This window comes from Alphaproteobacteria bacterium, assembly GCA_030740435.1.
GTDB lineage: Bacteria > Pseudomonadota > Alphaproteobacteria > UBA2966 > UBA2966.
Map to the genome: position 1 here is coordinate 21463 of JASLXG010000007.1, position 20641 is coordinate 42103.

Here is a 20641-nt window from a genome sequence, read left to right on the forward strand (position 1 = left end):
TGGTACATTTGTTCCATCAGGTGGAACGAGATGTCGACACAAATCCGCGCCGTCGAGCGGGCCGCCCGCGTCCTCAAGGTATTGTCGGAAGACAGTGACGGTATGGGGGTGACCGAGGTTGCCCAGCGGGTCCAGCTCGGCAAGAGTACGACGCATCGGCTGCTGTCGTCGCTCAGCGAGGCCGACCTGGTGCGCGTGCGGCCTAGCAGCCGGCGCTATACGCTGGGCTATGGCCTTTTGCGTCTGACCGCGGAATGGCTCAACCGGATCGATGTGCGCACGCTGGCGCTGCCCCATCTCAGGGCGCTGCGTGAGCGTTCGCGCGAAACCGTCAGCCTGAACCTCAAGGATGGGCTGGAGCGGGTGGCGGTCGAGCGTCTCGACACCTCGCACGAGATCCGCTTCGTGGTCGATCTGGGACGGCCCTTGCCCTTGCACGTGGGCGCCGCGGGCAAGGCCATGCTGGCCTATATGTCGGAGGACGAGGTCGGCGCGGCATTCGACGCGGCCGGCCTGGAAGCGCGCCAGCGGCGGAAAATAGGCCGCGATCTGGCCGAGATCCGCCAGCTCGGCACGGCCCATACCATCGGTGAACGCGTCTCCGGCGCCGGTTCGGTGTCGGCGCCGATATTCAGTCATGAAGGCCTCGTGGTGGCCTCGGTCAGCGTGCTCTGCCTGGAATCGCGGCTGCAGAAATCGGTGGTCAAAACACTTCGCCACATGTGCCGCACGACGGCGCAGGCGATTTCCGGCGATCTCGGATGGCGCGGCGCCGGCAAACTTCACAACAAACCTCCGCCCGCTGGGCGGTAAGCAAGCAAGGAGGAAGAACGAGATGGTGGGGATCTGGGAGGTGGTTCGGCGTTCCAAACACGGGCCGATCATGCGCGAGGAGGATTTCGACCTCAAACGGCTGGTGCCCAAGGCCCGCGAGATGGTCAAGAAATACGACATCAAGATCGACCGCGATGCGCCAGTGCCCAGCGACGACGCCATGGCCGACCGGCTGTTTCAGGCCGGCATGGAATTGTTTCTCGAGGTTGGCGCATTCGTCATCGAGAACAACCGGGTGATCGAATTCACCCAGGCCGAGCTGAACGAAGCCCTGGAGTTTGCGCCCTCCGAAGTGCATGTCGGCGAGGGCCGCGACGCGCGGGTTATCAAGCAACGCAAGATCGAAGATCCCAGCCGGCCCATCCTGTGGACAACCTACGCCACCTGGGCGGTCAGCCAGGACGTCTACTATCCCATGGTCGAGGCCTACCTCTCCGACCCCTTGTGCGACGTCATCAATGCGCCCACGCTTTCGGTGGTGGACGGCGTCGAGATCGGTGTCGGTGATGCTACCGAATACTACGGCGCCTCGCGCATTGCCCAGATGCACCGCGAAGCGCGGCGCCGCGTCGGCCGGCCGGGCATGCCGGTGCTCAATCAGACGCCCTGCGGCGTCGAGGCCATCGGCATGCTGGCCGCGGCCCGCCACCTCAATCCCACGGATGGCTACTACGTGGCGCCGGTTTCCGAACTGCGCCTCGATCCCGACCGCTTGACCAAGGCCGCCTTCCTGCAGGACTGGAATGCCAACATCGGGCTGCTGTTTTCGGTCATTCTGGGCGGCATGGCGGGTGGCCCCGAAACCTCGGCAGTGGTCAACGTGGCCTACTGGTTCCTCGGCGCCCTGACCTCGAAGACACAATATTTCGTCTCCTTCCCGCTCAATATGATGGGCGTCAACAGCACCCATCGCGATACGCTGTGGACCATCAACATCAGCGGCCAGGCCATTTTCCGCAATTCCAATTTCGTCAGCTTCACCCAGCTGTTCACCCGCCACGGCCCCTTCACCAAGCTCTGCATCTACGAGTCCACCGCCTGGGCTTTGGGCGCACTCGCTTCGGGCTTCCAGCCCAGCTACATCGGCTTTGCCGGCGGCGGCAAGTTGAACCGGGCCAATCCGCTGGATTCGCACCTCATCGCCGAGGTCTGCCTGGGCGTGGCCGGCATGTCGCGCGAGAAGGCCAACGAGCTTTGCCTCAAGTTCAACGAAAAATACGAGGACAAGCTGTTGCCCGACCAGGATCTGGGCAAGACCTTCCCCGAACTTTACGACCTGGAAACCCGGCAGCCCCTGCCGGAAACCGTCGACCACTACAAGCGCATGAAGGATGAGCTGGCCAGTGAGGGCATTCCCTTCGTGACCTGAAGACAGCCCTACCCGGCAAACGACGACGATCAACGAGAGGAAATGGACAATGGCCAGCGAAACAGCGGCGGCAAACGACAGCGCAACCCAAACCCTGCTTGATGAGATCCGAGAATGCGTCATCGAAGGTGAGGACGAGCGGTGCGCCGAGTTGACCCAAAAGGCGGCGGACCAGGGGCTCGAGCCCAGCACCATCCTGGATCAGGCGCTGGTGCCCGCCATGAAACATATCGGCGACGCCTGGGACCGCATGGAGATCTTCCTGCCCGAGGCAGTGATGGCGGCCAACGCCATGAAGGCGGCGATGGCCATCGTCATCCCCATGTTCCAGGCCACCGCGGGTGGCTGGGAGCCCCGGGGCACCGTCGTCATCGGCACCGTCAAGGGCGATTTGCACGACATCGGCAAGACCATCGTCGGCAACATCTTGGCGGCCAACGGCTTCCAGGTGCATGACCTGGGCACCAACGTCTCGCCCGACCGTTTCATCGAGGCGGCCGAACAGAACAACGCCGACATCATCGGCCTGTCGGCCCTGATGACGACGACCATGCCGATCCAGCGCGATTTGGTCGAATTCCTGGCCGCCACCGATTTGCGCGAACGTTACATCGTCATGGTCGGCGGCGCGCCGACAACCGTAGAATGGGTCGAGAAGATCGATGCCGACGGCTGGGGCGGTGACGCCTATCAGGCCTGTGCCAAGGCCATCGAACTGGTCGACGCCAAGAAAAAGGCGGCCAGCGCCTGAGGCCTAAAGGAGAAGCAACATGCCAGCCGATTTGCAGATCAACTTCAAGGATTTGTCCGGCCGCTTGATGAATGCGCTCAATCTGGAAACACCGCCCGTGGGCGTGCTCTGGGCGACGCACAAGCCTGAAGGCGTGCAACGTTTCGAGGGCTCGCTCAAGGGCTGCCAGTTCCTCGACGTGGCACGCTTCGAGGGCCGGGTCTTTTACACCGACGCCGAAAGCCATGCGGACTGCAAGAACGGCAGCTATTACCTGGGCTTCAAGCCGGCTTTCGAGGGGCTCGGTTCGGGCGAGTGGCCGGGCGGCGACTATCCCGACAAGGGCCGCTCCATCTTCCGCACGCCGGTGGCCTTTCGCCGCACGCTCGAGCACTATTACGTGGTGCCCACCGGCACCATCAAATACATGGTGTTCGGGCCGCTCGGCGATTTTCCCTTCGATAATCGTAGTGGCGGCGGCATCGTCAACGTCTTCTGCACCGCCAAGGCCGGGGTTTTTCTCAGCCGCGCCGCGATCTACGAGGCCGGCGGCCTGGTCGACGGCAGCACCGGCCCTTCGGCCTGCTCGATGGCCATGGCCAAGCCGCTGATGACGGGCGAGACCTGCTTCACGCTGGGCTGCTTCGGCTTCCGCCAGTTCGTCCAGGCCAAGCCCGAGGAACTGTTCTTCGGCATTCCATTCGAGAAACTCGAGAACGTGGTCGAGAACCTTGAGCTGCTGCTCAGCCGGCGCCCCGATCTGGTCAAGCTGTTGGCCGAGCCGGTGGGTACGCCGCACGTCGCTTCCGAGGAAGAGATCGCCGTGCAGCGCTCGCCCGGCGCCATTCCCGAAGCCTGAGCGCCATGAACGAGAACGCCCCCAGCGACGGCCGACGCTATGTCGGCCACAACATCGGCCGCGCCGAATCACTGGAAAAAGTCAGTGGCCAGTGGATCTACGGCACCGATTTCACTTTGCCCGGCATGCTTTATGCCAAGGCCTTGCGCTCGCCCTATGCCCACGCCAACTTGTTGGCGATCGATACCAGCAGAGCGGCCAAGCTGCCGGGCGTGCGCGTCGTCGTCACCGGCGACGATGCGCCCTACCTGTTCGGCTCGGCGGTGCGCGACGAGCCCTTCATCGCGCGCGGCAAGGTGCGCTATGCCGGCGAGCCGGTGGCCGCCGTGGCCGCCATCAGCGAGGAGATCGCCCGCGAGGCCATCGACCTGATCGAGGTCGAATACGAAGAACTCGAGGGCATCTTCGATCCCCTGGCCGCCATGCAGCCGGGCTCGCCGCTGGTGCACGAAGACATTGCCGATTATCACCTCGAGCCGGTGTTCACGCGCTACCCGGACAGCAACATCATCAACCACACCAAGATCCGGCGCGGCGATATCGAGCAGGGGTTCGCGGAATCGGAAGAGATCTACGAAGACGTCTTCACCACCCAGTACATCCAGCACGCGCCGCTGGAGACCCACGTCGGCATCGCTCAGGTGGCGGCCGACGGCAAGGTGACTCTGTGGTCGAACAGCCAGGCGCCCTACAACTTCGTGCGCGACATGGCCGGGGCGCTGGATCTGCCCTACACCCAGGTGCGGGTGATCTGCACCGGCATCGGCGGCGGCTTCGGCTCCAAGCTCTACCTGCGTCCCGAACCGGTGGCCGTGGCGCTGGCGCTGCACACCGAGGGCAAGCCCGTCAAGCACGCCTTCACCCGGGTCGAGGAATTCACCGCTTGCGTGGCCAAGCACCCGGTGCATCTCACGTTCAAGACCGGCGTCAAGCGCGACGGAACCTTCGTGGCGCGCAAGATCACCGCCGTCTTCAATACCGGCGCCTATGCCGACACCGGGCCGCTGGTGTCGCGCAACGGCAGCTTCAGCGGCACCGGTCCCTATCGCTTCGACCACGTCTGGGTCGACAGCTACTGCGTCTATACCAACAATCCCCTGGGCGGCGCCTTTCGCGGCTACGGCGTGCCGCAACTGACCTGGGCCCACGAATCCCAGATGGACATGATCGCCGGGCGCCTGGGCATCGACCCGGCCGAACTCAGGCGCCGGAACCTCTTCGAGCTCGGCGATACCACCTGCACCGGCGAGGTGCTGCGCACCAGTGTCGGCGTCAAGGAGACCCTGGCCCGGGCCACCGAGGCGGCGGGCTACGGCCAGCCCCTGGCAAAGTCTTCCAGCCCCTATCTGCTGCGCGGCCGCGGCATCGCCACCATGCACAAGCTGACCTATACGCCGACCCACTCGACGGCCATCGTCAAGATGCAGCAGGATGGCTCGGTCAATCTCTTGTGCAGCTCGCTGGAGATCGGCCAGGGACTCTATACCGTGCTGCGCCAATTCATCGGCGAAAAGCTGGGTATTCCCTTCGAGCACATCTCCATCGGTGCGCCCGATACCGAATACACGCCCTACGACCAGTCGACCAGCGGCAGCCGTTCGGTCTTCCACATGGGCAACGCCGTCATCATCGCCTGCGACGACCTGATGCGGCAGGTTTGCGAGCTGGCGGCGCCGATGCTGGCGCGGCCGGTCGAGGACCTCGAGTTCCGCGACGGCGCGGTGTGGATCAAGGGCTCCAACGAATTCCTCGATTCGCCCGAAATCATCCGGCGCAAGTTCGGACCCCGCGGCAGCTCGATCCAGGGTCACGGTACGTTCATTCCGCCTAAAGCCCAGGCGCCCGACATGGAAACCGGCCAGAGCCCCAAAGTCTCGGCCTTTTGGATGTATGCCACCCAAGTCGCCGACGTCGAAGTCGATGCTGAAACCGGCCAGGTCAAGCTGTTGCGCATCGTCGCCGCCCACGACCTGGGCAAGGCCATCAATCCCGCCGATTCCGAGGCCCAGATCGAAGGCGGCGTGGCCCAGGGCGTGGGCGCCACCCTGCACGAGGAGATGATCGTGCAACAAGGCGTGGTGACCAACCCGACCTTCGCCGAATACAAGATCCCGACCGCCCGGGACGTGCCCGAGATCGTGCCCATCCTGGTCGAGGCCGAACACGAGGAAGGTCCCTATGGCGCCAAGGGCCTGGGCGAGCCGGTGCTGGCGCCGACCTCGCCGGCCATCGCCAACGCCATTTTCAACGCCACCGGTGCCCGCCTCACCAGCCTGCCGATCACGCCGGAAAAGGTGCTGGCTGCGTTGCAGGAGTTGCGGGATAGTCAGGAGACGAAATCGTGAAACAAACGGTCGCCTTCACGGTCAACGGCAGGCCCTACGAAGTCGACGTGCCGGTCAACTGGACTCTGTTGCGCCTGTTGCGTGACGAGCTTGGCCTGATCGGTACCAAGGACGGCTGCAGCCAAGGCGTCTGCGGTGCCTGCACGGTGTTGCTCGATGGTGTCACGGTGCGCGCCTGCCTCAGCCTGGCGGTGCGGGCCGACGGCCGTTCGGTGACCACCGTCGAGGGTTTGAAGCAGGACGGCAAGCTGCACCGCCTGCAACAGGCCTTCATGGACCAGGGCGCCGTGCAGTGCGGATTTTGCACGCCCGGTATGCTCTTGAGCTCGGCCGAATTGTTGGAAGAAAATCCCACGCCCAACGAGGACGAGGTACGCGAGGCCCTGGTCGGCAACCTCTGCCGTTGTACCGGCTACACGCGCATCGTCAGGGCCGTGGTGGCGGCGGGACAAGGCCAATGACGCTACCCAAGTTCAGCTACCGGGCACCCACCAGCGTCGAGGAACTGGTCGAACTGGTGGGGGAATACGGCGAAGACGGCCTGCCCGTGGCTGGCGGCACCAGCGTCGTGGTCATGTTGCGCGAACGCCTGGTACGGCCCCAGGCCTTGCTTAGCCTGACCGAGATCCCCGAATTGCGCCGCCTTGAAAGCAATGGCGTATTGCGGCTCGGCGCCATGGTTACGCACCGTGAAATCGAACGCTCAGGCCTGGTGCGCGATTTTGCCCCCATGCTGGCCCAGGCTTGCGGCCGGGTGGGCTCGCCGGCGATCCGCAACATGGGCACGCTATGCGGCAACATCGCGCATGGCGATTCCGCTTCCGACCCGGCACCGGCCCTTATAGCCCTTGGCGCCGAGGCCGTGGTGCAGGGGCCGGGCGGCGAGCGGCGCCTGGCGCTCGATAGCTTCTTCAAGGGATTCTTCGACACGGAACGGGCCGACGACGAGGTCTTGACCGCCATCGAGGTGCCGCCCGCAGCCGCCGGCAGTCGCCACGTCTTCCACAAATTCACCACTACTTCGGCCGAGGCCTTCGCGCTCGTCACCGTCTCCGTCTCCGTGGTGCCCGCCGCCGACGGCAGCTGCGCCGACTTGGCTATTGGCCTGGGTAGCGTCGGTCCGGCGCCGTTGCGAGCCCATGCCGCCGAGGCCGTGTTGCGCGGCCAGGCCGTCAACGCCGACAGCATCGCCGCCGCCGCCGAGGCCGCGGTCGGGGAATGCGACCCCACCTCCGACAGCCAGGGCTCGGCCGATTACCGGCGCCAGATGACCCGGGTCTGGTTGCGCCGCTGCCTGGCCCAGGCCTTCGAGCAAACCAGCCAGCCATGATCCGCTTCGCCGGTGCCCAGCGCCCGGTCCCGGCCACAGCCGGCGAGACGGTGCTGGCGGCGGCCCAGCGCGCCGGCATCGACATCGTCGCCACCTGCGGCGGCCGTGGCCGCTGCCGCTCCTGCCGCGTCAAGGTGCTCAAGGGCTCGCCACCGCCGGCCGGCATATCCGATCTGGTGCAGTTGGGCGACGACGAGGTCGGCGAGGGCTACCGCCTGGCCTGCCAGTTCACCCTGAGCGGCGAGGTCGAGCTGCAGATTGCGCCGCCCTTGGCCGAAAGCGCTTTCCAGATCCTCAGCGATACGGCCGCCGTCACGGGCCGGCTGGAGCTCGATTCCGGCGTGGCGCGGGATTTCGTCCGGCCCCGGCTTCCGGACGAGGAAAATCACCAGACCTCGGACCTGGAAGCACTTCTCCAGTCCCTGGACGGCGAGGCGACATTGGCTCTGGATACCCTGCGCGCCTTGCCGGCGGCGCTGCGCGAAAGCTCCGACGGCGTTACGGCGAGGCGCTTTGGCGGCCGCCTCATCGCGCTCGAGCCCGGCGATCGCCGGACCACGCTCGGCCTGGCTCTCGATGTTGGTACGACGACGGTGGTCGCCTACCTCATGGACCTCGACAGCGGCGAGAACCTGGCCACGGTCTCGGGCCTCAATCCCCAGACCGTCTACGGCGGCGATTTGATGTCGCGCATCGCCTTCGCCATGCAGGAGCCGGGCAACACCCGGCGCCTGCGCTCGCGCCTGATGCGCTACCTCAACGAACTGATCGGCGAGGCCTGCCAGCAAGCCCAAGTCGCGGCCACGGAGATCTACAAAGTCAGCGCCGTGGGCAACACCTGCATGCATCACCTGCTGCTGGGCATCGATCCCACGCATCTCGGCCAGGCGCCCTACGCCCCGGCGCTGCGTCGCGCTTATGTATGCGCTGCCCGTGAGGTCGGCCTCAAGGTCAACCCCGGCGCCCGGCTCTGTGCCCTGCCGCTGGTGGCCGGTTTCGTCGGTGCCGACAGCGTCGCCATGATCCTGGCCACCGGGCTCGACCGGCAGGACGGCGTGCGGCTGGCCGTCGACATCGGCACCAACGCCGAGATGGTGATGAGCCTCGGGGGCCGCCTGGTGGCCTGTTCGTCGCCGGCCGGGCCGGCCTTGGAGGGTGCCCAGGTGCGCTGCGGTATGCGTGCCGCATTGGGCGCTATCGACCGGGTGACGCTTGAGCAAGGCGACCTCTTGCTGCGCACCATCGGCGGCGCGCCGGCGCTGGGGCTTTGCGGCTCGGGCCTGGTCGACGCCCTGGCCGTGCTGCTCGACGCCGGCATCATCGAGGCCAACGGCCGCATGCCGCTGCGGGACGATTTGCCGCCGCCGCTGCAGGCTCGACTGCGGGCCGATGAGCGCGGCATACCCGAGTTTCTGCTGCTGGCGGCGGCCGACGCCGGCAACGAGCGGGATATCGTCCTCGGCCAGGGCGATATCCGCCAGATCCAACTGGCCAAATCGGCCATCCTGAGCGGCATCCAGACCTTGCAGCTTGTGCTGGGCGTGGCCGACGATGGGATCGACGAACTTTTGCTCTCGGGTGCCTTCGGCAACTATCTCGATTTGCAGAGCGTGCGCCGCGTCGGCCTGATCCCCGACCTGGCGGCGGAGAGGGTGCGCTACGTCGCCAATGCGGCCGGACTGGGGGCCCAGATGGCGCTGCTCTCGGAAACCGAGCGCCGCCGTGCCGACGACATCGCCAGCGCCGTCCGCCATGTGCCGCTGGCCGGCCATCTCGAATTCCAGGATATTTTCCTGGCCGCCACGGCATTTCCAAGCTAGCTCAATAAGGCCGTCAGGCCGGAGATGAAGACGATCACCAGCGATCCGCGGCGGTAGAGCTCGGGAACATGCTGGAACATGCGCGAGCCCAAGTGGACGCCGAGGGAAAAGGGCAGCGTCAACATCAGGCCCTGCAGCGCTTGGCTCGGGGAGATGGCACCGCTCAAGGCCAGCGGGGCGAAGATGAACAACGTGAAGAGGGTAATAATCATGGTGATGTTGGCGCGTTGCACCTCGGCCGGCTCGCCAGAGGCCAGTAGATAGAGCGACGCCACCGGCCCGCCGACCCCGCCCAGGCCATTGATCAGACCGGCGATGCCGCCGGCCACGGCGGCCGTCGCCAGGCTGCGCCGGCCACGGTAGATCCAGCCCCGCAGCAGCACCACGGCCAGGGCCAGCACGATGCCGCCGATAACCTTGCGCATCATCTGGGGATCGCCGCTGACCAGCAGCACGGTGCCCAGCGGCGTGACCGGGGCCGAGATCAGCGAGAGCGGCAGCACTTCACCCCAGGTGGTCCGCCGCCAGGCCCAGGGCAACATCTGCAGGCCGCCAAAAAGGCCCGACAGCATGGCCACGGCCACCGCCGTCGGTGGGGCGTAAAGCAGCGCCAGGAAGGGGATCATGACCAGACCGCCACCAAAACCGGCGAAGCCGCGAACGACACCGGCCAGGGCGACGACCGCCGCCGCCAGGGCAAACTGCAGACTGAAGATCTCGGGCAACGGAGCCATGGCCGAAGGGTCTAGCCGCGAAAGCCGTCGCCGGCAAGGCATGGCGAGTTGCCGAAAAGCGCTCTGGCTGTCACCATTGGCTCGACAGGCCAACCAGCGGAAGGAATCTCATGTCACGCGTCATCACCATCGGCGCGGCCCAGCTCGGGCCCATCCAGAAGGCCGAAAGCCGGGCCCAGGTGGTCGAGCGCCTGTTGGCGCTGATGCACCAGGGCAGTGCCAAGGGCTGCCAGCTGATCGTTTTCCCCGAACTGGCGCTGACGACATTTTTTCCCCGCTGGTACAGCCAGGACCAGGATGAAATCGACGCTTGGTTCGAAGCGGCCATGCCCGGCCCCGAAACCGAACCCCTGTTTGCCGCGGCCCGCGAACTCGGCCTGGCGTTCCATCTTGGCTACGCCGAAATGACCGTCGAAGAGGGCGAGCAGCAGCGCTTCAACACGGCCGTTCTGGTCGACGCCGGTGGCGAGATCGTCGGCAAGTACCGCAAGATCCACCTGCCGGGTCATGCCGAATATGATCCCGAGCGCGACTTTCAGCATTTGGAAAAACGCTACTTCGAGGTCGGCAACCTGGGCTTTCCGGTGTGGCGGGCGCTGGGCGGCATCGTCGGCATGTGCATCTGCAACGACCGGCGCTGGCCCGAGACCTATCGGGTGATGGGGCTGCAAGGTGTCGAGTTGGTGCTGCTGGGCTACAACACGCCAGCGACCAATTCCCAGTCCGACGAGGCGCCGCACCTGCGCGCCTTCCATAATCTCCTCAGCATGCAGGCCGGGGCCTACCAGAATTCGACCTGGGTGGTGGGCGTGGCCAAGGCCGGCAACGAGGACGGACATGAGTTGATGGGCGGCAGCGCCATCATCGCGCCGACGGGCGAGATCGTGGCCCAGTGCCGCACGCTCGGCGACGAGCTGGTGGTGGCGGATTGCGATCTCGACGCCACTCGTTTCGGCAAGGAAACCATTTTCGATTTTGCCCGCCACCGGCGCATCGAACACTACGGTTTGATCACCGAGCGCACCGGCGCCGAGCCGCCGCCATGAGCGGCGCCACGGGCACTGCCTCCAGCGGCGCCACGGGCACTGCCTCCAGCGGCGCCGAGATCATTGCCGCCATCGAGGCCAGCGGTGTCGAATTCGTCGTCGCGCTCCCGGATATCGTGACCAGCGAGAACGTGCTGAAGCCGCTCGCCGATCATCCCCGTATTCGCTTGGTGCGGGTCTGCAAGGAGGACGAGGGTATCTCGATCTGTGCCGCGCTGAGCTACTGCCAGCGCCGGGCGCTGCTGTTGATCCAGCAAACCGGGCTGCTCGATTCGCTCAATGCGCTGCGTGCCATCGCCGTCGAATACCACCTGCCGATCTGCCTCATGGTCGGGCTGCAAGGCAAGGAAGAGGGCGTGCCGCCGGCCCAGTCCGCGAGATATGGCGTCAGAATCGTCGAGCCCATTCTCGACGTCATGGAGGTGCGCCACCTGTTGATCGACGAGGCCGCCGACGTGGCCCGCATCGAGCCCGCCATCCAAGCCGCCTACCAGGCCTCGCACCCCGTTGTGATGCTGATCGGCCGGAGCCCGGGGCCATGATGCGGCGTGACCACTGCCTCGAGATCCTGGCCCGGCACCACGATGGAGAGATCGTCGTGGCCGCCTATCAGGCCGCTTTCGAATGGCAGGTCATCAAACCGGGACCGTTGAATTTCCTTTCGACGGGAGCCATGGGACAGGCCTCGTCCCACGCGCTCGGTTTCGCCCTGGGTCGGCCCGACAAGCGCGTCATCGTGCTCGATGGTGACGGCAGCTTGCTGATGAACCTGGGCAGTTTGGTGACCATCGCCAACGCGGCGCCGAGCAACCTGGTCCATATCCTCTGCCAAAACGGCACCTACGAGGCCAATGGCGGCCACCCCATACCGGGCCAGGGCGTGGTCAATTTTGCCGACCTGGCCCGGGCGGCCGGTTACCGGAGCGTCCACGAGGTGGCAAATCTCTATCACTGGGAAGCCGCGGCCGGCGGCATCATCGCCGAAACGGGACCGGTCTTCGTCGATCTCAAGGTCGAGCAAGGCGAGGCCTACCCGATGGACTTCTCCACCCTGCACAGCCTGGAGCAGCAGCAAGAGTTCCGTCAGGCGCTGCAGGCCGAGGCGCCGTCCCCCCCCACCCTGGCCCTCCCCCACAAGGAGGGAGGGAGCTAATTTTTTTGCCCCTCCCCCTTGATGGGGCTAAGGGATGCACACATCTTCAAGGGCGCAGCCAGTTGAAGCACGGGGAATTGACCACAGAGGCACAGAGGCACAGAGAGAGTTTTCAGGGCGCGCCGTGGCGGAATCTTCATGAGCCACCGGCTCTCAGCTGTCTTTTTGCCGGACACTGCCCTAGCGATGCAGGTATCAAGACTCTTCCTTGGCGATAACACCGGCCAGGCGACCGACGCCATTGGCCTCTTGGCAAATCTCTGTGCCTCTGTGCCTCTGTGGTCAATTCCCCGTGCTTCAACTGGCTGCGCCCTTGAAGATGTGTGCATCCCTTAGCCCCATGCGGGGGGCGGCTTAGCGCCGATCGCAAAGTTTGGTTTTTGCTGCTTGGTATTAGTGCAACGGGAGCAACGCGACCAGCCGCTACTGCGGCGCGCCCGCGCAGGCAGCGGAGCGGAGCGGAGCCGCCGTGAGCGACAAGAATCCTGAAGCGGATCTCGGACGAGATCCGCTTCAGGGATACGCCAGCTTGAGCTTGTAGGTATAGGCGCCGAAGGTAACTTTGGCGCCATCGGCGAAGTGTTCCTTGCTCTTGTCCAGCTTGCCGTCGTGGTCGAGGTCGATCCACAGGCCGTCGTTCTTGAACAGGCCATCGTGGCCGCGGCTCTCGAAGGCGATGGCCTGGTAGCGTTCGGCGCCGATGCGGATCCAGGCGCCGTAGTAGCACTGGGCATAGAAGCGCGGCCAGTTCTTGCCGCCGCTTTGGTTGACGAAAAACCACACCCGGTAGGGCCGCTGGGCGACGCTGCGCGGGCCGGCCACGTCGATCATGACGTCGAAGGCCGCCGCCATCTTGCCGGTGCCCTGGTTGCGGATGGGGCCGCCGTCGTCGGTCAAGTCCTCGTTGTTGTTGCGGTCGACCCAGACCGACCAGGTCTGGTTGTCGAGGTCGTCGAGCACGAAGCTGATGCGCCGGTCCTGGCCGTTGCCCAGCGGCAGGAAGCCATGCAGCACCTTTTTGGAGAGGTACTTGGGCTGGCGCTTGAGTTTCTCGTAGGGCTTGCCGGCGAGGCCGATGGCAATGCTATGGCCAGCCGCCAACCTCAGGGGAAAGCCCTTCTTGACGTAGGTGAACTGGGAATAGATGTCGACCGCCAGTTGCTGCTGGGCACCGGCGGCCGGGGCCACCAGGCAGATAGCCAGGCCGGAAAATACGGCCGCCAGCCGCAGCGCGGACCGGCGGCGAAGCGAAATCGCGCAAGTCATGGCCGGAACTCCCTGTCCGTTTCGCCAATTGTGCCGTTTCCTGGGCTCTCGGGCAACGTGGCGTTGACGGCGATGATTCCCTTGACGCCGCGTATGGGTTAAAACCAGCCATGACCCGCGCCTATTTCGGCACCGACGGCATCCGCGGCACGGCCAACCGCCATCCCATGACGGCGGAGGTGGCGTTGCGCGTCGGCATGGCGGCGGGCCGGCGTTTCATTCGTGGCAGCCACCGCCACCGCGTCGTCATCGGCAAGGACACGCGGCTTTCGGGATATCTGCTGGAGCCCGCGCTGACCGCCGGCTTCGTCGCCGTCGGCATGGACGTCACCCTGGCCGGTCCCCTGCCGACGCCGGCCGTGGCCATGTTGACGCGTTCGCTGCGGGCCGATCTCGGCGTCGTCATTTCGGCCTCCCACAACCCCTACCAGGACAACGGCATCAAGCTTTTCGGGCCCGACGGCTACAAGCTCTCGGACGAGGTCGAGTTGGAGATCGAGGCCCACATGGACGACCGCCTGGACGAAGGCCTGGCGGCACCCGACCGGCTCGGCCGGGCCCAGCGGCTGGACGACGCCGAAGGCCGCTACATCGAATTCGTCAAGGGCACCTTTCCCCGCCGGCGCACGCTGGACGGCATCAAGATCGTCATCGATTGTGCCAACGGCGCCGCCTACAAGGTGGCTCCCACGGTGCTTTGGGAACTGGGCGCCGAGGTGGTGGCGATGGGTTATGCGCCCGACGGCTTCAACATCAACCAGGGTTGCGGCTCGACCCACCCCGAGGCCATGGCCAGCCAGGTGGTGGCCCATGGCGCCCAGCTCGGCGTGGCGCTCGATGGCGACGCCGACCGCCTGGTGCTCTCCGACGAACACGGCGAACTGATCGACGGCGATCAGTTGATGGCCCTGATCGCGGCGCATTGGCAAGAGAGCGGCAAGCTCGCGGGCAACGGCGTCGTCGCCACGGTGATGTCCAATCTCGGCCTCGAGCGCCATCTCCAGGGGCTGGGGCTTGATCTCGTTCGCACCCAGGTCGGCGACCGCTACGTCGTCGAGCAGATGCGCCGCCAGGGCTTCAACTTGGGCGGCGAGCAATCGGGCCATATCGTGCTCAGCGACTACGTCACCACCGGCGACGGCCTGATCGCGGCGCTGCAGGCTCTGACCGTGATCGTCGAGGCCGAACGGCCGGCCTCCGAGGTGCTGCGCCGCTTCGAGCCCCTGCCCCAGTGCCTCAAGAACGTGCGCAGCGACGGCCAGGCGCTTGAGGACAGCGGGGTCAAATCGGCCCTGGCCGCGGCCGAAGCTCGGCTGGGAACGTCGGGCCGGCTGCTGGTGCGGCCCTCGGGCACCGAGCCCTTGATCCGGGTGATGGCCGAGGGCGAGGACGAGGTGCTGATCGAGGCCGTGGTCGACGACCTGATCGCCGCCGTCGCCGCCGCCAACGGCGCCGGCGGTGGCAGCGCGGAGTAGGCCGTGCAGGGCCGCGTGCTGATCATCGCCGGTTCCGATTCCGGGGGCGGTGCCGGGTTGCAGGCCGACCTCAAAACCGTCACCGCGCTGGGCGGCTACGGCGCCACCGCGGTAACCGCGCTGACGGCCCAGGACACCACCGGCGTGCATGGCATCTTCGAGGTGCCGCCCGCCTTCATCGCGCAACAGATCGAGGTCGTGCTGGCCGACATCGGCGCCGACTGCATCAAGACCGGCATGCTGCACTCGGCCGACGTCATCGCCACCGTGGTCGCCTGCCTCGAGGCCCGGGCGCCGGCGGTGCCGCTGGTGGTCGATCCGGTGATGGTGGCCAAGGGAGGGGCGCGGCTGTTGCTCGAGGAGGCCGAGGCGGCGCTGCGCCAGGAGCTGCTGCCCCGGGCCACGCTGCTCACCCCCAACCTGCCCGAGGCCGAGGTGCTGTGCGGCCAGAAGATCGCCGACGAAGGCGCCATGGCCGAGGCCGGAACCAAGCTCTGCGAGCTGGGGCCGGAGGCCGTACTGATGAAGGGCGGCCATCTGGAGGGCGATGTGGTCAGCGATATTCTGGTCACCAAGGTCGGCTTCGAGCGCTTTTCGTCCCCGCGCATCGAGAGCCGCCACACCCACGGCACCGGTTGCACGCTGGCCTCGGCCCTAGCCGTCGGCCTGGCCCAGGGACTCGAGCTCGAGGCCGCCGTGACCCGGGCTCGCGCATACGTGCACAAGGCCATCCTTCGAGCGCCGGGCCTGGGCGCCGGCCACGGCCCGCTCGACCACGGCCACACCATGAATCCCGAGACCTCGTGAGAGCGGAGCGATGGAACGCAGCCTGACCATCAGCTGGGACGACCCGGCGGCCTATGCCGAGCTTCCCGCCGACATGAGCTTCCTCGACATCTTCCGCGCCGTGGCGGCCGGCGAGCTGCCCCAGGCGCCCATCGGCCGCCTCATGGGCTTCGAGATCCTCGAGGTCGAGGAAGGCCGCGCCGTGGTCACCGGCCGGCCTGGTGAGCAGCACTGCAACCCCAACGGCTACGCCCACGGCGGCTATGCCGCGACGCTGCTGGATGCCGCCATGTACTGCGCCATCGCCACTTCGCTTAGGGACCGCACGCCGTGGACCACCATCGAACTCAAGATCAACTACATCCGGCCGCTGGGCCCGGCCACCGGGCTGGTGCGGGCCGAGGGCCGGGCCATCCACGTCGGCCGCCGCGCCGGCACGGCCGAGGGCCGGCTTTTGGATGCCGCGGGCAAGCTTTACGCGCACGGCACCACGAGCTGCATGGTCGGAGCCTGAAGGGGGAAGCGCCATGAAAATTCCGCTCTACCAGATCGACGCCTTCACGGACCGCGTCTTCGCCGGCAATCCGGCCGCCGTCTGCCCGCTTGAGACCTGGCCGGGCGACGACCTGATGCAATTCGTGGCCAGCGAGAACAATCTTTCCGAGACCGCCTTCTTCGTCGGCCGTGAAGGGCGCTACGAGTTGCGCTGGTTCACGCCGGCGGCCGAGGTCGATCTCTGCGGCCACGCCACCTTGGCGACGGCGCATCTGATCTTCAGCCGGCTCGAGCCGGGACTGGAAAAGCTGGCCTTCGAAACCCGTTCGGGCACGCTTCAGGTGGAGCGCGAGGGCGAGCGGCTGGTGATGGATTTCCCCGCTCTGCCGGGCCAGCCGGTGGCGCCGCCGCCGGCCCTGGTGGCGGGCCTGGGGATCGAGCCCGAGGCCGTGCTGGGGGCCGACGATTATCTTGCGCTGCTGGCCGACGAGGCGGCGGTGCGCACGCTCGAGCCCGATTTCGCGGCGCTGGCGCAGCTCGACCGGCGCGGCCTCATCGTCACTGCGGCCGGTTCGGACTGCGATTTCGTCTCGCGCTTTTTTGCCCCCCGCTATGGCATTCCCGAGGACCCGGTGACGGGCTCGGCGCACTGCACGCTGGTGCCCTACTGGTCGGCGCGCCTGGGCCAGAGCGAGCTTCATGCCCGCCAGCTTTCGGCCCGGGGCGGCGAGCTCTGGTGCCGGGACCAGGGTGCGCGCATCAAGATCGCCGGCCAATGCGCCTTTTTCCTGCAGGGCGAGATCGATGTCTGAGGCCGAACCGGCACTGAGCGTCGAGATCATCCGGGCCCGAAGCCCAGACGACCAGGCCGAGGTCAAGGCGCTGTTTCTGGAGTACGCCCAATCCCTCGATTTCAGCCTCTGCTTTCAGGATTTCGACCGCGAGATGGAGACTTTCCCCGGAATGTATGGGCCGCCGGACGGGCTCTTGCTGCTGGCCCGGGTCGATGGCAGCGCCGCCGGAGCCATCGGCCTCAGGTTCGAATCCCAAGCTGGCGGCGGCCGCATTTGCGAGATGAAGCGGCTTTACGCCCGGCCGGACTTTCGCCGCCTGGGGCTGGGCCGGCGCCTAACGGAAGCGCTGATCAATGGGGCCCGTGAGCTCGGCTACCAGGCCATGCGCCTCGACACCATGCCCTCGATGATCACGGCCACGGCGCTTTACCGGGCGCTTGGCTTCCGGCCCATCGCCAACTACAACCAGGGCCCGGCCGAACTCAAGCATTTCGAATTGAACCTCGAGAAGCCCCCCGCAACATGACCATCAAGATCGCCGTCATCCCGGGCGACGGCATCGGCCGCGAGGTGGTGCCCGAGGGCATCCGCGTACTCGAAGCGGCGGGCCGGCGCTTCGGCCTCGACTTCGCCTGGCGGGAATTCAATTGGTCGTGCCAGGACTATCCGCAAAGCGGCCGCATGATGCCCGAGGACGGCATCGAAACGCTGGCCACCTGCGACGCCATCTACCTCGGCGCGGTGGGCTATCCCGGCGTGCCCGACCACGTCTCGCTGTGGGGCCTGCTGATCCCCATCCGCCGGGCCTTCAACCAGTACGCCAACGTGCGCCCGGTGCGGCTCTTGGACGGTGTGCGCTCGCCCCTGCGCGACCGGGCGCCGGGCGAAATCGACATGGTCATCGTGCGGGAAAACGTCGAGGGCGAATATTCCCAGATCGGCGGTCGGCTCTATGCCGAAAGCGAGGCCGAAACGGTGGTCCAGGAGTCGATCTTCACCCGGCGCGGCGTCGACCGCATCATGCGGTATGCCTTCAAGTTGGCGCAGGGGCGCCGGCAAAAGGTCACTTCAGCCACCAAATCCAACGGCATCATCCACACCATGCCCTTCTGGGACGAACGTTTTTCCGTCGTGGCGGCCGAACACCCGGATATCGAGACCGACCAGTTCCACATCGATATCCTCTGTGCCCACTTCGTACAGCACCCCGACTGGTTCGACGTGGTGGTGGCCAGCAACCTCTTCGGCGACATTCTCTCGGATCTGGGCCCGGCCGTGGTCGGCGGCATCGGCCTGGCACCCTCGGCCAACATCAACCCCGCCGGCGACGCGCCCAGCATGTTCGAGCCGGTGCACGGATCCGCCCCCGACATCGCCGGCCAGGGCCTGGCCAACCCGGTGGCCCAGATCTGGTCGGGCGCCATGATGCTCGAGCATTTGGGCCAGGCCGAGGCGGCGGCGGCCATCGTCGGCGCCATCGAAACGACACTGGCGGATGGCTCGGCCCACACCCCGGACTTGGGCGGCAAGGCGACGACGGTAGAGGTGGGCCAGGCGATCGCCGAGCGGATCTGAGCCCGCTCCTGCCTCTGCCCCTGCACCGGCGCTGCCCCCTTTTTCGGCAGGACGAGGCTGACCCGCCCTCCGCCGGCTGATCTCCACCGCCGGCACCTCTTGCCCGCGCATACATCGCAGGGTTGGGTGTTCTGGTCTGGGCCGCGCTTTGGTACCGCAGCGGCGATGATGTGCTGGCCGGCAGGGTCGTCGTCATCGCGGCCGGTTTCGCGCTGGGCGTCGTTCTTCAGCGCTCGCGGTTCTGTTTCTCGCGGGCCATTCGCGAGCCCCTGATGACCGGTGACGGCGAGCAGAGCAAGGCGGTGATCCTGGCCCTGGCGCTGGGCGTCCCGCTGGCTTCGCTGATGTTCGCCAAGGAGATCATCGATCCCTATCTGGCCATTCCGGCGACCTTCTGGCTGGGCTCGCTGCTCGGCGGCACGGTCTTCGGCGTCGGCATGATCCTGGCCGGCGGCTGCGCCTCGGGCTCGCTTTGGCGCATGGGCGAGGGACACCTGAAGCTCTGGGTCGTGGTCTTCTTTTTCGCCTGGTCGGGCTCCACCTTCAGTGCCGTGCTTCGGCGCTGGGAGGTGATGTCGACGGAAATGACCCTGGACCTGGTCGAGGCCACCAAGGTCGGTTACCAGGCTTTCCTGCCCGCCATGACCGGCGGCTGGAGCGCCACATATGTGCTCAGCTTCGGCCTCTTGCTGCTCTGGTACGGGCTGGTTCGCTACAACGAATCGACCCAGCGTTTCACCGTCTTCTGAGCTGCCGAGACGGCTTCGCAAACAATGGAGGTTGGTATGAAAATGAAATCCCATGTGCTGCCAAAACTGCGGCGCAGCCTTCTTGCGACGTTGGCACTCGTATTGGCCTGGCCCCTGGCGGCTCGCGCCGAGCCGGTCAGTTTCAAAGACGATGTTTTTCCCATCCTCGAACTCAGGTGCCTGGAATGCCATCAGCCCGGGACCAAGGGTTTCGAGCAGAGCGGCCTGGATCTCCGGACCTACGAGGGACTGATGACGGGAACCAAGCACGGTCCCGTGGTGGTGCCGCGAAGTGCCTTCACGAGCAACCTGATCGTGGTGGTCGACCACCGTGCCAAGGCCCGTATGCCCCACGAGGGCAAGCGGTTATCGAAGTGCGAACGGCTGCTTCTGAGATTCTGGGTCGACCAGGGCGCCCGGAACAACTGATACCGAATCCGAATGATTAACCCGCATTTCTACGTTCTCGCCACCTTCCATGAGGAGGGACGGCAAGATGTTGCCGAAAAAGGGCAGGTTCTTGCCTGGCGGGGAGGAAGGTGAGTTTCAGGGCCAATCCACGCCGAGGCGATCTCGGCCAAGCTGACTTGTCGGCGCGTATTCATCACCGGCCGCTACCGCAAGGTGTTGATGGCAGGCCAGCGAATGGCCGCCGCTATCGTCCTGCGGCAACGCGGCCCGCGCTAGAGCATTTCAAGTTTTGTTGGAATCGCCCGGCCACCCGCTCCCCCTCCCAACCACCCACAGGGTACCATTGATGGGTGGTTGGGAGGAGGAGCGGATGGCCGGGATCAATCTTGAAATGCTCTAGTCTCAACAGTTTCTGAGGTGGTCCCGGAAAATCGGACAGGAGGGTAAGGTGTATTCCGCCGGACGACGGAGGAGTACGAGATCACGAAGCGACGCCGGTTCACGGCGGACGTGTCGTTCCGCTCCGCCCCCTGTGTGCTCGACCTACCTCGATCCGCGGACGACCTGAAGGCCATCGCCCTGCCCCAGTGCCAACCGCTGCCGGCGTTTCCAATTGCCCGGCGCGGGTTTATATTGCGCGCCTGCACCTGGAGGGGTGGCCGAGTGGCTTAAGGCGCACGCCTGGAAAGCGTGTGGGGGTTCACGCCCCTCGCGGGTTCGAATCCCGCCCCCTCCGCCAGTTTTTTGTATCAACCTATTGATAAACAATAATTTTTTCAGGTACGCCCTGCACCTACCCATAAAACAACCCATATGCCGCACAGCCCTTCTTACCGAAAATTGGCTGAAATTTGGCATCCTGGCGAACGG

The 20641-nt window shown here is 66.0% G+C and carries 21 protein-coding genes and 1 tRNA gene; 20 read left to right on the forward strand and 2 right to left on the reverse strand.

Annotation, left to right across the window (positions count from 1 at the left end):
* Positions 1-30: 30 nt before the first annotated feature.
* The 8 genes from QGG75_00890 to QGG75_00925 are packed head-to-tail and all read left to right on the forward strand — an operon-like array spanning position 31 to position 9287.
* Complete coding sequence (locus QGG75_00890) at positions 31-813, forward strand: IclR family transcriptional regulator (protein ID MDP6065802.1); 783 nt, start codon at positions 31-33, stop codon at positions 811-813.
* Positions 814-835: 22 nt separating this feature from the next.
* The gene (locus tag QGG75_00895; GenBank protein MDP6065803.1) at positions 836-2203 is read left to right on the forward strand and encodes a monomethylamine:corrinoid methyltransferase; all 1368 of its coding nucleotides are present in this window, start codon (positions 836-838) and stop codon (positions 2201-2203) included.
* Positions 2204-2252: 49 nt separating this feature from the next.
* A complete protein-coding gene (locus QGG75_00900; GenBank protein ID MDP6065804.1) occupies positions 2253-2954 on the forward strand; it encodes a B12-binding domain-containing protein in 702 nt (233 codons plus the stop codon).
* Between the two features lie 19 nt (positions 2955-2973).
* Entirely contained in the window at positions 2974-3792 is an 819-nt protein-coding gene (locus tag QGG75_00905; protein ID MDP6065805.1) for a DUF169 domain-containing protein, read from the forward strand.
* Positions 3793-3797: 5 nt separating this feature from the next.
* Positions 3798-6137 carry a xanthine dehydrogenase family protein molybdopterin-binding subunit gene (locus QGG75_00910; protein MDP6065806.1) on the forward strand — a complete coding sequence of 780 codons (2340 nt, stop codon included), beginning with the start codon at positions 3798-3800 and terminating at the stop codon, positions 6135-6137.
* Positions 6131-6598 carry a (2Fe-2S)-binding protein gene (locus QGG75_00915; GenBank protein MDP6065807.1) on the forward strand — a complete coding sequence of 156 codons (468 nt, stop codon included), beginning with the start codon at positions 6131-6133 and terminating at the stop codon, positions 6596-6598. Before QGG75_00910 ends, QGG75_00915 begins: the two co-directional genes overlap by 7 nt.
* Positions 6595-7467 carry a xanthine dehydrogenase family protein subunit M gene (locus QGG75_00920; protein ID MDP6065808.1) on the forward strand — a complete coding sequence of 291 codons (873 nt, stop codon included), beginning with the start codon at positions 6595-6597 and terminating at the stop codon, positions 7465-7467. Before QGG75_00915 ends, QGG75_00920 begins: the two co-directional genes overlap by 4 nt.
* A complete protein-coding gene (locus QGG75_00925) occupies positions 7464-9287 on the forward strand; it encodes an ASKHA domain-containing protein (GenBank protein MDP6065809.1) in 1824 nt (607 codons plus the stop codon). Before QGG75_00920 ends, QGG75_00925 begins: the two co-directional genes overlap by 4 nt.
* Here the strand turns inward: QGG75_00925 and QGG75_00930 are convergent.
* The gene (locus QGG75_00930) at positions 9284-10021 is read right to left on the reverse strand and encodes a sulfite exporter TauE/SafE family protein (protein ID MDP6065810.1); all 738 of its coding nucleotides are present in this window, start codon (positions 10019-10021) and stop codon (positions 9284-9286) included. The genes QGG75_00925 and QGG75_00930 overlap by 4 nt on opposite strands.
* Before the next feature lie 110 nt (positions 10022-10131).
* Between QGG75_00930 and QGG75_00935 the strand changes: the two genes are divergently transcribed.
* The 3 genes from QGG75_00935 to QGG75_00945 are packed head-to-tail and all read left to right on the forward strand — an operon-like array spanning position 10132 to position 12220.
* Complete coding sequence (locus QGG75_00935; protein MDP6065811.1) at positions 10132-11067, forward strand: N-carbamoyl-D-amino-acid hydrolase; 936 nt, start codon at positions 10132-10134, stop codon at positions 11065-11067.
* A complete protein-coding gene (locus QGG75_00940) occupies positions 11064-11609 on the forward strand; it encodes a thiamine pyrophosphate-binding protein (GenBank protein MDP6065812.1) in 546 nt (181 codons plus the stop codon). The genes QGG75_00935 and QGG75_00940 overlap by 4 nt, the downstream gene beginning before the upstream one ends.
* Positions 11606-12220: a thiamine pyrophosphate-dependent enzyme gene (locus QGG75_00945; GenBank protein MDP6065813.1), complete on the forward strand. Its 615-nt coding sequence runs from the start codon at positions 11606-11608 to the stop codon at positions 12218-12220. The genes QGG75_00940 and QGG75_00945 overlap by 4 nt, the downstream gene beginning before the upstream one ends.
* 513 nt (positions 12221-12733) lie before the next feature.
* Here QGG75_00945 and QGG75_00950 read toward each other — a convergent pair.
* Entirely contained in the window at positions 12734-13486 is a 753-nt protein-coding gene (locus QGG75_00950; GenBank protein MDP6065814.1) for a hypothetical protein, read from the reverse strand.
* 110 nt (positions 13487-13596) lie between these two features.
* Between QGG75_00950 and glmM the strand changes: the two genes are divergently transcribed.
* The 9 genes from glmM (at position 13597) to QGG75_00995 (ending at position 20510) form a co-directional block, all read left to right on the forward strand.
* Positions 13597-14961 carry a phosphoglucosamine mutase gene (gene glmM, locus QGG75_00955; protein ID MDP6065815.1) on the forward strand — a complete coding sequence of 455 codons (1365 nt, stop codon included), beginning with the start codon at positions 13597-13599 and terminating at the stop codon, positions 14959-14961.
* Positions 14962-14964: 3 nt separating this feature from the next.
* Entirely contained in the window at positions 14965-15768 is an 804-nt protein-coding gene (gene thiD, locus QGG75_00960; GenBank protein ID MDP6065816.1) for a bifunctional hydroxymethylpyrimidine kinase/phosphomethylpyrimidine kinase, read from the forward strand.
* A gap of 10 nt (positions 15769-15778) precedes the next feature.
* Positions 15779-16261, forward strand: coding sequence for a PaaI family thioesterase (locus QGG75_00965; protein MDP6065817.1), 483 nt, complete (start codon positions 15779-15781; stop codon positions 16259-16261).
* Positions 16262-16274: 13 nt separating this feature from the next.
* On the forward strand, positions 16275-17054 hold the full coding sequence (locus tag QGG75_00970; GenBank protein ID MDP6065818.1) for a PhzF family phenazine biosynthesis protein: 780 nt from the start codon (positions 16275-16277) through the stop codon (positions 17052-17054).
* Positions 17047-17562, forward strand: coding sequence for a GNAT family N-acetyltransferase (locus tag QGG75_00975; protein ID MDP6065819.1), 516 nt, complete (start codon positions 17047-17049; stop codon positions 17560-17562). The genes QGG75_00970 and QGG75_00975 overlap by 8 nt, the downstream gene beginning before the upstream one ends.
* Entirely contained in the window at positions 17559-18611 is a 1053-nt protein-coding gene (locus QGG75_00980) for a tartrate dehydrogenase (GenBank protein ID MDP6065820.1), read from the forward strand. Before QGG75_00975 ends, QGG75_00980 begins: the two co-directional genes overlap by 4 nt.
* 122 nt (positions 18612-18733) lie before the next feature.
* Entirely contained in the window at positions 18734-19360 is a 627-nt protein-coding gene (locus QGG75_00985) for a YeeE/YedE thiosulfate transporter family protein (protein MDP6065821.1), read from the forward strand.
* Positions 19361-19396: 36 nt separating this feature from the next.
* Positions 19397-19789: a c-type cytochrome domain-containing protein gene (locus tag QGG75_00990; GenBank protein ID MDP6065822.1), complete on the forward strand. Its 393-nt coding sequence runs from the start codon at positions 19397-19399 to the stop codon at positions 19787-19789.
* A gap of 631 nt (positions 19790-20420) precedes the next feature.
* Positions 20421-20510: transfer RNA gene (locus QGG75_00995), tRNA-Ser, on the forward strand.
* The last annotated feature ends 131 nt before the right edge of the window (positions 20511-20641 follow it).